The sequence below is a fragment of the Enterobacter sp. UPMP2052 genome, from assembly GCF_053709675.1.
On the sequence record NZ_JBSKJR010000003.1, the window covers coordinates 24,795 to 39,898 of the forward strand.

General features: G+C 54.9%; 12 protein-coding genes. 3 read left to right on the forward strand and 9 right to left on the reverse strand.

Going from position 1 to position 15,104, the window contains the following annotated elements:
* Window positions 1-28: 28 nt before the first annotated feature.
* From rseP to rpsB, 8 genes are all read right to left on the reverse strand, one after another.
* Complete coding sequence (gene rseP, locus ACWKX3_RS12140; protein WP_006173602.1) at window positions 29-1,381, reverse strand: sigma E protease regulator RseP; 1,353 nt, start codon at window positions 1,379-1,381, stop codon at window positions 29-31.
* Window positions 1,382-1,392: 11 nt separating this feature from the next.
* Window positions 1,393-2,250 carry a phosphatidate cytidylyltransferase gene (cdsA, locus tag ACWKX3_RS12145; protein ID WP_006173603.1) on the reverse strand — a complete coding sequence of 286 codons (858 nt, stop codon included), beginning with the start codon at window positions 2,248-2,250 and terminating at the stop codon, window positions 1,393-1,395.
* 12 nt (window positions 2,251-2,262) lie between these two features.
* On the reverse strand, window positions 2,263-3,021 hold the full coding sequence (ispU, locus tag ACWKX3_RS12150; RefSeq protein ID WP_006173604.1) for a (2E,6E)-farnesyl-diphosphate-specific ditrans,polycis-undecaprenyl-diphosphate synthase: 759 nt from the start codon (window positions 3,019-3,021) through the stop codon (window positions 2,263-2,265).
* 186 nt (window positions 3,022-3,207) lie between these two features.
* Entirely contained in the window at window positions 3,208-4,407 is a 1,200-nt protein-coding gene (ispC, locus tag ACWKX3_RS12155; protein ID WP_006173606.1) for a 1-deoxy-D-xylulose-5-phosphate reductoisomerase, read from the reverse strand.
* 97 nt (window positions 4,408-4,504) lie between these two features.
* Window positions 4,505-5,062 (reverse strand): ribosome recycling factor, encoded by a 558-nt coding sequence (gene frr / locus ACWKX3_RS12160; RefSeq protein WP_006173607.1) that lies wholly within the window; start codon window positions 5,060-5,062, stop codon window positions 4,505-4,507.
* Between the two features lie 167 nt (window positions 5,063-5,229).
* Window positions 5,230-5,955 (reverse strand): UMP kinase, encoded by a 726-nt coding sequence (gene pyrH / locus ACWKX3_RS12165; RefSeq protein WP_006173609.1) that lies wholly within the window; start codon window positions 5,953-5,955, stop codon window positions 5,230-5,232.
* Window positions 5,956-6,105: 150 nt separating this feature from the next.
* Window positions 6,106-6,957, reverse strand: coding sequence for a translation elongation factor Ts (tsf, locus tag ACWKX3_RS12170; protein ID WP_006173611.1), 852 nt, complete (start codon window positions 6,955-6,957; stop codon window positions 6,106-6,108).
* A 117-nt stretch (window positions 6,958-7,074) separates the two neighbouring features.
* Window positions 7,075-7,800 (reverse strand): 30S ribosomal protein S2, encoded by a 726-nt coding sequence (rpsB, locus tag ACWKX3_RS12175; protein WP_006173614.1) that lies wholly within the window; start codon window positions 7,798-7,800, stop codon window positions 7,075-7,077.
* A gap of 320 nt (window positions 7,801-8,120) precedes the next feature.
* Here rpsB and map point away from each other — a divergent pair, with 320 nt between their 5' ends.
* From map to dapD, 3 genes are all read left to right on the forward strand, one after another.
* Entirely contained in the window at window positions 8,121-8,915 is a 795-nt protein-coding gene (map, locus tag ACWKX3_RS12180) for a type I methionyl aminopeptidase (protein WP_006173616.1), read from the forward strand.
* A 62-nt stretch (window positions 8,916-8,977) separates the two neighbouring features.
* Entirely contained in the window at window positions 8,978-11,653 is a 2,676-nt protein-coding gene (gene glnD, locus ACWKX3_RS12185; RefSeq protein ID WP_101738203.1) for a bifunctional uridylyltransferase/uridylyl-removing protein GlnD, read from the forward strand.
* 32 nt (window positions 11,654-11,685) lie between these two features.
* Window positions 11,686-12,510 carry a 2,3,4,5-tetrahydropyridine-2,6-dicarboxylate N-succinyltransferase gene (dapD, locus tag ACWKX3_RS12190; protein WP_008501915.1) on the forward strand — a complete coding sequence of 275 codons (825 nt, stop codon included), beginning with the start codon at window positions 11,686-11,688 and terminating at the stop codon, window positions 12,508-12,510.
* 57 nt (window positions 12,511-12,567) lie between these two features.
* On the opposite strand, the gene ACWKX3_RS12195 is transcribed toward dapD, so the two are convergent.
* Complete coding sequence (locus ACWKX3_RS12195; RefSeq protein ID WP_454541872.1) at window positions 12,568-14,856, reverse strand: FdhF/YdeP family oxidoreductase; 2,289 nt, start codon at window positions 14,854-14,856, stop codon at window positions 12,568-12,570.
* Window positions 14,857-15,104 lie beyond the last annotated feature (248 nt).

Here is a 15,104-nt window from a genome sequence, read left to right on the forward strand (position 1 = left end):
TATTATGCGTTCTTCCTAACTAACTCTCTTACAACCGAGAGAAATCATTGAAAAGTGCAAGCCCCATTAACAGCACCAGCAAAATCGAGCCAATGCGATAACTAAAGTCTTGAACTCGCTCGGATACCGGTCCGCCTTTTAGCTTTTCAATCGCTAAAAACAGCAGATGGCCCCCGTCTAAAACGGGAAGCGGGAACAGGTTGATTATCCCGAGGTTCACGCTAATGAGCGCGAGAAACATGAGATAGTAAATCACCCCGAACTCCGCTGACATTCCAGCCCCCTGAGCAATCGAAATAGGCCCACTGAGGTTGTTCAGTTTGACATCACCGGTTATCAATTTCCCCAACATGTTGACCGTTAGCTTCATCAGTTGCCATGTTTTATCCGTGGCTTCAAGGATGGCGCTAAACGGCCCATACTGGCGTATTGTCTTGTACTCGTCTGGCAGTGGGATCACTTTCGGCACGACGCCAGCAAACCCTTCCGCCTTTCCGCTACCTGATTTGGTATCCGGAATCAGCGTCAGTGAGAGCGGACTCCCCTGCCTTTCCACGTCCAGCGCGAGCGATGTACCTGGATTATCGCGCACCAGAGTAACAAAGGTCATCCACTCTGTTAATGGCTGACCATCGACTTTAACGATCCTGTCACCCGCTTGCAAACCCGCTTTACTTGCCGCCGAATGCGCTTGTACTTCGGCTAATACCGGCTCGATCTGCGCGCCACGCGGGCGAATCCCCAGTGCAGCGACCGGATCTTCTTTGTCAGGCTCGAAACTCCAGTGGCGTAAATCCAGCACTTTTTTCTGCCGCTGGTCAGATCCAAAATCCGAGACGCTGAGCGTTGTCTGCTCATCGCCAATTTTGGAAACCAGCTGCAGTCGCACAGCATCCCAATCAGGGGTTTCGATACCATCAATGGCTTTAAGTTCCATCCCCGACGTAATTTGCGCATTTGCCGCGATGGAGTGAGGGGCAATTTCCCCCACAACCGGACGCACGCCAGGCACACCGATGATAAACACCAGCCAATACGCGAAGATAGCAAAGATGAAGTTAGCTACCGGACCGGCAGCAATGATGGCAGCACGTTGCCCAACCGTCTTGTTGTTGAACGCGCTGTGGCGAAGTTCCGGGGCAACAGGCTCAACACGTTCGTCGAGCATTTTGACATAGCCGCCCAGCGGAATAAGCGCAATGACAAACTCGGTGCCATGCCGGTCGGTGCGCTTCCAGAGCGACTTACCGAAACCGATCGAGAATCGCTCTACCCGCACTCCGCAGCGACGAGCAACCCAGAAATGGCCAAATTCATGCACGGTAATCAGTACACCCAGTGCAACTATGAACGCCGCCAGATTCCAGAGAATGCTCAGCATAAAACCTTCCGTTAAATCGTCCCGAATACCAGTAAAAGCAGGCAAGCAAACACTGGAACAGCTGCCGTCAGGCTGTCAATACGGTCCAGTATACCGCCGTGTCCTGGAATAAGGTGACCACTGTCTTTTATCCCTGCTTCACGCTTGAACATACTTTCGGTGAGATCGCCCAGTACCGAGGCCAGCGCAGCAAAAATAGAGCACACCAGCAGCGTTGACGGCGCAACCTCAAGATTCGCCCAGACGCCGTAGCCCCAGGAGATGATTGCTGCGGTAAACAGACCGCCAATAAAGCCCTGCCAGGTTTTGCCCGGCGACACTTTCGGTGCCAGCTTATGTTTGCCGAACAGTTTACCAAACATATAGGCCCCAGAGTCAGCCCCCCACACGAGAATCATCACATAAAGCAGCCATAACGCGCCGCTGTAGTGGTTTTCGTCGTAGTGCCAGGCGCGAAGGGCAATCATACCCCAGAAAAAAGGCACGATGGTGAGCAGACCAAAAATCAGGCGCAGCACCTTAGAATGACGCCATATGGCCGCCGAACCGGGATAGAAAAGCACCAGTAACAGCGCAGCCACCCACCAGGCCAGCGATATCCACAGGGATCCGGCCACCAGCGGCTGATGAATATCATGGTGATACTCAGGCAACGTAAACAGCATCAGAGCCAGCACAAAGCCACAGAGCACCGCCAGCCAGACTCGCTGAGTGCGCGAGGTAAAGCCGCTAAGCTGTCCCCATTCCCACGCGGCCAGCATGCACACGACCAGCGTCACAATAGCAAATCCCACCGGTGGCAGTAAAAACAGTGCCGCAATGACAATGGGTATTAATACAAAAGCGGAAATCAGGCGATACTTCAGCAAAAGCTACCCCCATCAGGCTTTGTCGCCACCAGGCTCGGTGCCGCCGAAGCGACGCTCACGATTGGCAAAGGCATGCAGCGCACCTTCAAAGTCTTGTTCATCAAAATCGGGCCAAAGAACATCAGTAAAGTAAAGTTCGGCGTAGGCTATTTGCCAAAGCAAAAAGTTACTTATGCGATGTTCTCCCCCTGTCCTAATTACTAAATCTACAGGTGCCAGTTCATTCATGCAGATTTGCTTATTCAGCGCCTCTTCATCAATTTGGTCCGGTCTCAGTAACCCTTCCTGAACCTGTTCGGCCAAATGCCGAACGCCCTGGATAATATCCCAGCGTCCGCCGTAATTCGCCGCGATGTTGAGCGTCAGGCCGGTGTTATTTTCCGTCAGCGCTTCTGCTTTGCGAATCCGTTCTTGCAAACGTGAGTTAAAACGACTGGTCTCACCGATAATCCGCAGACGGACGTTGTGGCGGTGCAGGCTTTTTACTTCGCTGTCGAGCGCCCACACGAACAGTTCCATCAACGCAGTCACTTCCTGCGCGGGTCGATTCCAGTTTTCACTGCTAAAAGCATAGAGCGTTAACGCATCAATGCCGTTGTTGGCGGCAAAAGAAACGGCGCGGCGAACAGATTTCGCCCCGGCTTTATGCCCAAAGGCTCGTATCTTCCCTTGTCTTTTCGCCCAGCGGCCATTGCCATCCATAATGATTGCAACATGGCGACAGCCATGCGCTGGCAAGTTCTCGCTTATTGGTTGGTTCGCAGACAACATAACGCGTTTTTAGTCCCTGAAAAGGATGTAACGGTACTCAGGAATACTGAAGCCTGTACATAAAAAAGCCGTGTCAAACCACGGCTTACCTGACCACATAAAGTCAAATGCCTGCGATCAGGTGGCGCTGACTATATCACTGAAGCCCAACGCTAACAAATGGCACAGCCACTACCGCTTGCTTTATCACCAGCTTGCGAGACGTGTCACCTGTTTACGCGCAATAATACGCGCTTGTGCATCGACCGCCAGCACCTCCTCCACGCTTTGTGGCTCGCGCAAATCCATCATCTCCAGCACCGTCAAATTAAGCGAGGCGATGTCGGTAAAACGAATCTGCTGATTGAGGAAGGCATCAACGGTAATTTCATTGGCCGCATTGAGCGCCGTTGTCGCAGCTTGCCCTTGATCGAAGGCCGTCATCGCCAGCCTGAGGCAGGGATAACGCTCATAGTCAGGCTCGCTAAAGGTCAGTGCGCTCAGCTTGCAAAAATCGAGCGGTTTAACCCCGGATTTAACGCGCTCTGGCCACGCCATGGCGTGTGCAATCGGTGTGCGCATATCCGGTTCGCCCAACTGTGCCAGCACACTGCCATCCTGATAGCGCACCATGGAGTGAATCACCGACTGCGGGTGGATCAGCACTTCCATCTGTTTCGCTGACGCATTGAACAGCCAGCGAGCTTCAATGTATTCCAGACCTTTGTTCATCATGGTGGCGGAGTCGACAGAGATCTTACGTCCCATCGACCAGTTCGGATGACGGCATGCCTGATCCGGCGTCATTGCGCTCAGTTCAGACAGCGGCGTCTCGCGGAACGGGCCACCAGACCCGGTAAGCAGAATCGACACAACGCCATTCTGCTCCAGGTCAGCGTACCCCAGGTTCTGTTGAAAAGGTTGCGGCAAACTCTGAAAAATCGCGTTGTGCTCGCTGTCGACCGGCAAAAGGCGTGCGCCACGCGCTTTTACCGCCTCCATGAACAGGCGTCCACAGGTGACCAGCGACTCTTTATTGGCCAGCAGAACATCTTTACCGGCATCAATCGCGGAAAGCGTCGGCAACAGCCCTGCCGCCCCGACGATAGCCGCCATAACCTGATCGACCTCATCCAGCGCCGCCATATCACAGGCCGCCTGTTGTCCGCTCAGCACCTCGGTGCGGCTGCCCTTTTCCAGCAGCTGGGCTTTTACCTGGCGAGCGCTCTCCTCGTCATCCATCACCGCAAAGCGGGGCGTAAACTCCAGGCACTGCTCGACCATACGCTGCACGTTCTTGCCCGCCACGAGCGCGGTCACGGTGTAGTGTTCAGGGTTATGGCGAACGACGTCGAGAGTGCTGCAACCGATAGAGCCGGTCGAGCCAAGGAGTGTTAAATGCTTCATGAGATGCCCGAAAAAAAGTTAGACCCGATAAAAGCAAAACGCCGCCAGCAAGACACAAGGCCTCTCTGAACGGCGTTTTATCAGTGTACGACAGAAATCAGAACTGCATCAGTTCCGCTTCTTTATCTGCCAGCGCCGCATCAATTTTCTTGATCGCTGCGTCAGTCATTTTCTGCACGTCGTCCTGAGAACGACGGTCATCATCTTCACTGATCTCTTTTTCTTTCAGCAGTGCTTTCACTTTGTCATTCGCATCACGGCGTACGTTACGCACAGAAACACGACCCTGCTCAGCTTCGCCACGCACCACTTTGATCAGGTCTTTACGACGTTCTTCGGTCAGCGCTGGCAGTGGAACGCGAATGTCGGCGCCCGCAGAGCTTGGGTTCAGACCTAGGTCAGAGGCCATGATCGCTTTCTCGATCGCCGGGCTCATTGAACGGTCGAATACGTTGATTTTCAGCGTACGGGTGTCTTCTACCGTGACGCTCGCCAGCTGACGCAGTGGGGTTGGCGTACCGTAATATTCTACGATGATGCCATCCAGCAGGCTTGGAGAAGCACGGCCAGTACGGATTTTGCTGATTTGGTTTTTGAACGCTTCTACGCATTTGTCCATGCGTACTTCAGCATCTTTTCTGATGTCGTTAATCACGTTACGAATCCTTGAAAACTTGTCTCAGGCAGACTATCCGCCAGCACAGCGCTACAGGTGTGCTAAGTATAGTCGCGTTTAATTCATGACAACGCCAAAGGCGCGCCCGGGTAAGATACCACTACAAAATAAAGCGGAATCTTACCTGTATTTATCGCCGACGGAAATTATTCCGTGATCAAAGTGCCTTCTTTTTCGCCCATGACGACGCGACGGAGCGCGCCAGGCTTATTCATGTTGAAGACACGGATCGGCAGTTTGTGGTCACGAGCCAGCGTGAAGGCGGCAAGATCCATTACTTTCAGCTCTTTATCCAGCACTTCGCTGTAAGACAACTGATCGTACATGGTCGCAGACGGATCTTTTGCCGGATCGGCGGTAAATACGCCATCCACTTTGGTCGCTTTCAGCACCACATCGGCTTCGATCTCGATACCGCGCAGGCAGGCAGCGGAATCGGTGGTAAAGAACGGGTTGCCCGTACCGGCGGAGAGGATCACCACGCGGTTGTTGCGCAGCAGGCTGATAGCTTCTGCCCAGCTGTAGTTATCGCATACGCCATTCAGCGGAATAGCGGACATCAGGCGAGCGTTCACATAGGCACGATGAAGCGCATCACGCATTGCCAGGCCATTCATGACGGTTGCCAGCATCCCCATGTGGTCGCCCACAACGCGGTTCATCCCCGCTTTCGCCAGACCAGCACCACGGAAAAGGTTGCCACCGCCAATGACCACGCCAACCTGAATGCCCAGTTCGACAAGTTCTTTGATTTCCTGTGCCATGCGGTCAAGGATGCTTGCGTCAATACCGAAGCCTTCCGTTCCCTGCAGCGCTTCGCCACTCAGCTTAAGCAGAATGCGTTTGTACACGGGTTTTGCATTGGTAGCCATGTTTCTTTCCTGAGACTGTCAACGATTAAGATGGGGGTTAATTCTGGCGACATGTTATGTCGCAAACCAGCACAGCGGTAGTAGAGCCTGTCTGATTTTGTATGACGGGTGACAAAAAGAAGCCGCCCTCAGGCGGCTCCTTTTCAATCATTAAGACTGCTTGGACATTGCAGCAACTTCTGCTGCGAAGTCAGTCTCAACTTTCTCGATGCCTTCGCCCACTTCGAAGCGGATGAAGCCAGTTACGTCAGCGTTGTGCTCTTTCAGCAGCTGAGCAACAGACTTGCTTGGGTCCATTACGAAAGGCTGGCCAGTCAGAGAAACTTCGCCGGTGAATTTCTTCATGCGGCCTTCAACCATTTTCTCTGCGATTTCTTTTGGCTTACCAGACTGCATCGCGATGTCCAGCTGAACCTGGTACTCTTTCTCTACCACTTCAGCAGACACGTCTTCTGGCTTAACGAATTCTGGTTTGCTTGCAGCGATGTGCATTGCCAGCTGTTTAACCAGCTCTTCGTCAGCGCCTTTAGCCGCAACCAGAACACCGATACGTGCACCGTGCTGGTAAGAACCCAGCACGTCGCCTTCCAGGGAAGATACGCGACGGATGTTGATGTTCTCACCGATTTTAGCAACCAGCGCAACACGCTCTTCTTCGAACTGTGCTTTCAGCACTTCAACGTCGGTGATTTTGCCCGCAACAGCTGCGTCCAGTACTTTGTTCGCAAATGCCTGGAAACCGCCATCTTTAGCAACGAAGTCAGTCTGGCAGTTAACTTCCAGAATGATGCCGTAGGTGCCGTCGATTTTGGTGATGATCACGCCGTCAGCAGCCACGTTGCCTGCTTTTTTAGCTGCTTTGATCGCACCGGATTTACGCATGTTTTCGATTGCTAGCTCGATGTCGCCGTTCGCTTCGGTCAGCGCTTTTTTGCAATCCATCATGCCTGCGCCTGTACGCTCACGCAGCTCTTTTACCAGGGATGCGGTAATTTCAGCCATTCTTAAATCCTCGGGAGATGTGAACTGCCCGGCCAGAAGCCAAACAGTATAAATTGAAAAAAGGGGCCGAGAATTGGCCCCTATTCATACACGGTACTAATAAGGGGTAAAACCTTATTATTCAGCTTCTACGAAGCTTTCTTCCGCCTGAGTAGCCAGATCCTGAGAACGGCCTTCACGAACGGTAGCAGCTACAGCGCCCAGGTACAGGCTGATAGCACGGATTGCATCGTCGTTACCCGGGATAACGAAGTCAACACCGTCCGGATCGGAGTTGGTATCAACGATAGCAAATACCGGGATACCCAGGTTGTTAGCTTCTTTGATTGCGATGTGCTCGTGGTCTGCATCGATAACGAACAGCGCGTCTGGCAGGCCGCCCATATCTTTGATACCGCCCAGGCTGTTTTCCAGCTTGTCCAGTTCACGAGTACGCATCAGCGCTTCTTTCTTGGTCAGCTTGTCGAAAGTACCGTCCTGAGACTGAGTTTCCAGATCTTTCAGGCGTTTGATTGACTGACGAACGGTTTTCCAGTTGGTCAGCATGCCGCCCAACCAGCGATGGTTCACGAAGAACTGATCGCAGCTGTTAGCAGCTTCTTTCACAGCTTCGCTTGCAGCGCGTTTAGTACCAACCATCAGAATCTTACCTTTACGGGAAGAGATCTTGCTCAGCTCAGCCAGGGCTTCGTTGAACATTGGTACAGTTTTCTCAAGGTTGATGATGTGAACTTTGTTACGTGCGCCGAAGATGAAAGGCTTCATTTTCGGGTTCCAGTAACGGGTCTGGTGACCAAAGTGAACACCAGCCTTGAGCATGTCGCGCATGGAAACAGTTGCCATGTTTAAAACCTCTATAGTAAAAGTTGGGGTTATGCCTCCACGTATCCCATATTACCGACCCCGAAGGGCACCCCGGAATATGTGCCGATACGTGTGTGTTGTTACACATAGTGAGATTATCGCTTCCGTCCAGACTGTGTATCTGAAATGGATCGGAAGTCCGGCGCGCTTTATACCACAAAACACGACCAGAAACCAACAGTTGTTGGCTGAGTGTGCTGTTAATGATTCTCAATTTGGCACGGGACGCGCCGGGCTGATACCATTGACCCTACTCAGACTAGTATTGTCGAAAAAATCGACACCGATGGACAGATTACATGGCTATCTCTATTAAGACCCCTGAAGAAATTGAAAAGATGCGCGTCGCCGGTCGTCTGGCCGCGGAAGTGCTTGAAATGATCGAGCCGTTCGTCAAACCGGGCGTGAGCACGGGCGAACTGGACCGCATCTGTAATGATTACATCGTGAATGAGCAGCACGCGGTCTCCGCCTGCCTCGGCTACCACGGTTTCCCGAAATCCGTCTGCATCTCTATTAATGAAGTGGTGTGCCACGGTATCCCGGATGACGAAAAACTGCTGAAAGATGGCGACATCGTCAACATCGACGTGACCGTCATTAAAGACGAATACCACGGCGACACCTCGAAGATGTTTATTGTCGGCAAGCCAACCATTCTTGGCGAGCGTCTGTGCAAAGTGACGCAAGAGAGCCTCTACCTGGCGCTGAAGATGGTCAAGCCGGGCATTCGCCTGCGCACGCTTGGCGCGGCCATTCAGAAATTCGTTGAGGCGGAAGGTTTCTCCGTGGTTCGCGAATACTGTGGTCACGGCATTGGCCGCGTCTTCCACGAAGAGCCACAGGTGCTGCACTACGATGCGGATGACGGCGGCGTGGTACTGCAAAAAGGCATGACCTTCACCATTGAGCCAATGGTCAACTCAGGCGATTACCGCATCCGCACCATGAAAGACGGCTGGACGGTGAAAACCAAAGACAGAAGCTTGTCTGCACAGTACGAGCATACTATTGTGGTAACAGACAACGGCTGCGAAATTATGACGTTGCGCAAGGATGACACCATCCCGGCGATACTGACGAATATTGAGTGATAAAAAGCCGGCGATTGCCGGCTTTTTTAATGGCGATAGTTTTTTCTTATGGGTGGCGCACGATGAGTAATCTTTTACCCGAACAGTATGCTAACACAGCCCTTCCCACCCTCCCCGACCAGCCTGATAACCCGGGCGTCTGGCCGCCGCACGAACTGACCTGCGCCCACATCAAAGCCCACATGGAGGTGTTCCATCGCTGGCTGGGCAGCGCGTTCGACGCGGGTATCTCTGCCGAGCAGCTGATCGAAGCGCGCACCGAATTTATTGACCAGCTTCTGCAGCGCCTGTGGATCGACTATGGTTTCGGGCAGATTGGCGACCTGGCACTGGTTGCCGTGGGGGGCTATGGCCGCGGTGAACTGCATCCGCTTTCGGATATCGACTTACTGATCTTAAGCCGCAAAAGGCTGCCGGACGACCAGGCTCAAAAAGTGGGTGAACTGCTGACCCTGCTGTGGGACGTGAAGCTCGAAGTGGGCCACAGCGTACGCACGCTGGAAGAGTGTCTGCTCGAAGGGCTATCGGACCTCACCGTCGCGACCAACCTGATTGAAACCCGCCTGCTGATTGGCGACGTTGCGCTGTTCCTCGAACTGCAAAAACACGTCTTCAGCGACGGTTTCTGGCCCTCGGAAAAATTCTTTGCGGCCAAGGTCGAGGAGCAGAATCAGCGCCACCAGCGCTACCACGGCACCAGCTACAATCTTGAGCCGGATGTCAAAAGCAGCCCTGGCGGCCTGCGCGATATCCATACGCTGCAGTGGGTCGCCCGCCGGCATTTTGGCGCCACCTCGATGGACGAGATGGTCGGTTTTGGCTTTTTGACCGAAGCCGAGCGCAACGAACTGAACGAGTGTTTACACCTGCTCTGGCGCATCCGTTTTGCGCTCCATCTGGAACTCACCCGCTACGATAACCGCCTGCTGTTCGATCGTCAGCTCAGCGTCGCCCAGCGCCTGAACTACCGTGGTGAAGGCAACGAGCCGGTTGAGCAGATGATGAAGGATTTCTTCCGCGTCACCCGCCGCGTCAGCGAGCTGAACCAGATGCTGCTCCAGCTTTTCGATGAAGCGATCCTGGCGCTGACGGCTGACGAAAAACCGCGCCCGATCGATGATGAATTCCAGCTGCGCGGCACGCTTATCGATCTGCGTGACGAAACGCTGTTTATGCGCGAACCGGAAGCGATCCTGCGCATGTTCTATACCATGGTTCGCAACAGCACGATTACCGGCATCTACTCCACGACCTTGCGCCACCTGCGCCATGCGCGTCGTCACCTGCGCCAGCCGCTGTGTTACATCCCGGAAGCACGCGCCCTGTTCCTGAGCATGCTGCGCCACCCGGGAGCCGTCAGCCGCGGCCTGCTGCCCATGCACCGTCACAGCGTGCTGTGGGCCTATATGCCGCAGTGGTCGCATATCGTCGGCCAGATGCAGTTCGATCTGTTCCACGCCTACACGGTGGATGAACACACCATCCGCGTGATGCTTAAGCTTGAGAGCTTTGCCCAGGAAGAGACACGCTCCCGCCATCCGCTGTGCGTCGAGCTGTGGCCGCGTCTGGCGCATCCGGAACTGATCCTCATCGCCGCGCTGTTCCACGACATCGCCAAAGGGCGCGGAGGCGATCACTCGGTGCTGGGCGCACAGGACATTCTCAAATTTGCCGAGCTGCACGGGCTGAACTCCCGCGAGACGCAGCTCGTCGCCTGGCTGGTGCGTCATCATCTGCTGATGTCCGTTACCGCTCAGCGTCGTGACATTCAGGATCCTGAAGTCATTAAGCAGTTCGCCGAAGCGGTCCAGACGGAGAACAGGCTGCGCTATCTGGTGTGCCTGACCGTGGCTGATATCTGCGCCACCAACGAAACGCTGTGGAACAGCTGGAAGCAAAGCCTGCTGCGCGAGCTCTATTTCGCCACGGAAAAACAGCTGCGCCGCGGGATGCAAAACACGCCGGACATGCGCGAGCGCGTGCGCCATCATCAGGTTCAGGCGCTGGCGTTGCTGCGTATGGAAAATATTAACGAAGAGGCGCTGCATCAGATTTGGGCGCGCTGTCGCGCCAACTACTTTGTGCGCCACAGCCCAAACCAGCTCGCCTGGCATGCGCGGCATCTGCTTAAACATAATTTGTCAGAGCCGATGATCTTGCTCAGCCCGCAGGCAACGCGCGGCGGGACGGAGATCTTCATCTGGAGCCCTGACCGGCCCTATCTGTTTGCCGCCGTTTGCGCCGAACTGGACAGGCGAAACCTGAGCGTTCACGACGCACAGATTTTCACCACCCGCGACGGCATGGCGATGGATACCTTTATCGTACTGGAGCCGGACGGCAGCCCGCTGTCGTCGGACAGGCATGAAGCGATACGCTTTGGGCTGGAACAGGCGATCACCCAGCGCAGCTGGCAGCCGCCGCAGCCGCGCAGGCAACCGGCCAAACTGCGACCCTTTAACGTCGATACCGAGGTCAATTTCCTGCCGACCCATACCGACCGTAAATCGTTCCTCGAACTCATTGCGCTCGATCAGCCAGGGCTGCTCGCACGGGTCGGCCAGGTTTTTGCCGATCTGGGAATTTCGCTTCATGGCGCCCGAATTACAACCATTGGCGAGCGAGTAGAAGATTTATTTATAATCGCCACCGCCGACCGGCGTGCCCTTAATAATGAGCTGCAACTTGAAGTACAACAACGGTTGACAGCGGCCCTCAATCCAAACGATAAAGGGTGACGTGTTTTTTAGTGAAATGGAAAGAGTAAACAATGCAGCAGTTACAGAACGTTATTGAGTCCGCCTTTGAGCGTCGCGCCGAGATCACTCCGGCAAATGTGGATACCGTTACCCGTGAAGCCGTAAACCAGGTGATTTCTCTGCTGGATTCCGGCGCACTGCGGGTCGCAGAGAAAATTGACGGTCAGTGGGTGACTCATCAATGGCTGAAGAAGGCCGTGCTGCTCTCTTTCCGTATCAACGATAACCAGGTTATCGACGGAGCAGAAAGCCGCTACTTCGACAAAGTACCCATGAAATTCGCGGACTACGACGAAGCGCGTTTCCAGAAAGAAGGTTTCCGCGTGGTGCCACCTGCGGCCGTGCGTCAGGGCGCGTTCATCGCACGCAATACCGTGCTGATGCCCTCCTACGTGAACATTGGTGCTTACGTTGACGAAGGCACCATGGTGGACACCTGGGCGACCGTGGGTTCTTGCGCGCAGATCGGTAAAAACGTTCACCTCTCCGGCGGCGTCGGCATCGGTGGCGTTCTGGAGCCGCTGCAGGCTAACCCAACCATCATCGAAGACAACTGCTTCATCGGCGCACGCTCTGAAGTGGTTGAAGGCGTGATCGTTGAAGAAGGCTCCGTGATCTCCATGGGCGTGTACATCGGTCAGAGCACCCGTATTTACGATCGTGAAACCGGCGAAGTGCATTATGGCCGCGTACCGGCTGGCTCCGTGGTGGTTTCCGGCAACCTGCCGTCAAAAGATGGCAAATACAGCCTGTACTGTGCGGTTATCGTGAAGAAAGTGGACGCGAAAACGCGCGGTAAAGTGGGCATCAACGAACTGCTGCGCACCATCGATTAATCCGTTCGACAATACGCCAGACGTAAAAAAACCCGCCTTCTGGCGGGTTTTGTTTTACTAGGCTTTCGCGATAACGACCGGCACGCTTTTGTAGGCTGGCGTCAGGCTTTCCTTATCGACCGCCTCCAGCGACAGCAGGACATTCGCCTCCGGCAGATACGCCCCTATCGATCCGGCTGCCATGTTGTAGATCACCACCGTCAGCCCCCGCATTTCGCGCCCTTCTGCTGGCATACCCTCTTCATTTAGCGCCTGAACGTTGACGACATCGCCCTCCACCAGCCCGCGCGCCGTAGCTTCGACCTTGCTCAGGAAGACGACATCACGGCGACCGGTGATCCCGCGATACCTATCGTTCAGCCCGTAGATCGTGGTGTTGTACTGATCGTGGCTGCGCAGCGTCGCCAGGATCAGCGTATCGTCAGGCCGATGCGGATGCTCAGCACAGACATGGCGCCCGACAACAAAGTTTGCTTTGCCATTCGGCGTGTGCCACTCCCGACGTGACGCTGGCGTGTCCATACGAAAACCGCCGGGCCGGGCAATACGCGCGTTGTAATCGGCAAACGCCGGGATAACGGCCTCAATGGCCTCGCGGATCAGCGCATAGTTCCCGCACATCGCCTCCCAGTTCAACGGGGAGTTCGGCAGCGTGGCGCGTGCCATTCCGGCGACGATAGCAGGCTCTGACTTTAACGCGCGCGAGGCTGGCTTTAACCCGCCGCATGAAGCATGGACCATCGACATAGAATCTTCGACGGTCACGGACTGGATGCCCGTCGCCTGCATATCCCGCTCGGTTCTGCCCAGCGCAGGTAACAGGTAGTTATGCTTCGCCAGCAGCAGGTGCGAGCGGTTAAGCTTTGTGGCTATGTGGACCTGCATATCCAGCTTTTTCATTGCCGCAAAGGTGCGCTGTGGTTCCGGCATGGCCACTGCCAGGTTGCCGCCCATGCAGATAAGCGCTTTGGCATCGCCACGCTCGATCGCCCGGATACTCTCCACGCTGGAACGCCCGTGCTTGCGCGAAACCTGAATGGAAAAATGCTCTTCCAGACGCTGCAGGAACGCTTCCGGCGCGGCTTCGTTGATCCCGACCGACCGGTCACCCTGCACGTTAGAGTGACCACGCAGCGGGCAGATCCCCGCGCCGGGTTTACCTATGTTGCCCTTGAGCAGCAAAAGGTTAACGAGCTGCTGGACGTTTTCCGTGCCGTTTTTATGCTGGGTGATCCCAAGCCCGTAGCAGACGATCGTCGCGCGCGACTTGTTGTAGCTTTCCGCCAGGTCTTCCATCTGGCTGCGCGTCAGCCCGCTTGCCTGCTCCAGCTCAGCCCATTTGCACTGGCGCAAATCCTGATACAGCGCCGGATAGCCGTCGGTATGTTCTGCGATAAACGCATGGTCAAGGCAGGGCGACTGGTTTAGCAAGGCCCGGGCTTCGTCCCTCTCAATGAGGGCTTTCATTATCCCTTTGAGCAGCGCCGCATCGCCGCCCATTTTGACCTGGTAATAACGATGGCTCAGCGTCGTTGCCTGCCCGGTAAGCATCTCTTTCGGACTTTGCGGGAAACTGAAACGCTCAAGCCCCCGCTCAGTCAGCGGATTAATCGAGATAATTTTGGCGCCGCGTTTAGCCACCTCCCGCAGGGTAGTCAGCATTCTCGGATGGTTGGTCCCGGGGTTGTGTCCGATGCAGATCACCAGATCGCAGTGCTCAAAGTCGTCCAGTTCCACCGTCCCTTTTCCCAGGCCAATCGAGCGCGTCAGGCCTGCGCTGGTGGGGCCGTGGCACATGTTGGAACAATCCGGGAAGTTAGTGCTGCCGTATTCGCGCGCAAAAAGCTGGTACAGGAACGCCGCCTCGTTAGAGGTACGCCCGGAGGTATAAAACTCTACCTGTTCCGGGGAAGCATAGCTGCGAAGGCGCTCGCCGATTTCCCGGAACGCCACGTCCCATTCCACCGCCTGCCAGCAGTCCGTCGCGGCGTCATACTTCATGGGATGGGTCAGACGCCCCACGTTTTCCAGCGCATAGTCGCTGTAATGCCAGAGGGCAGAAACCGGATGGCGGCTAAAAAACGCAGGCGAGGCTTTCTTGCTGGTGGTCTCCCAGGAAACGGCCTTCACGCCGTTTTCACACAGCTCCATGGATGCCCGATGGCCTGGGTCAGGCCATGCGCACCCCGGACAATCAAAGCCCGAGACCTGGTTCATCTTAAACATGGCGATAATATCGCGGGCTACGGCACGCTGTGAAAACACCGACGCCGCGACGGCTTTTACCGCGTCCCAACCCCCTGCCGGGCCCTGATAGCCACCGATCCCCTGAACACCTTTTTTCATTGCGACTGCTTATTTACCGACAATTTCTGATGGCGGCTACGGTAGCAATTTCACTCTCATATTGATTTCCTCTTGACGAGGTAGCCAAAAACTACAATAAACGAGTTAGATTACTGTTCCCTCCCTGAGCGCAGGCAGGCGAATACTGAGTATGGATTTTCAAAGATGCGCCCGTTTCTGGCCTGCTCTTTTACGTGCAGTCGGGAAGCAATCAGGATCGACTCCGCGAATTTTGAATCGGAGAGTGG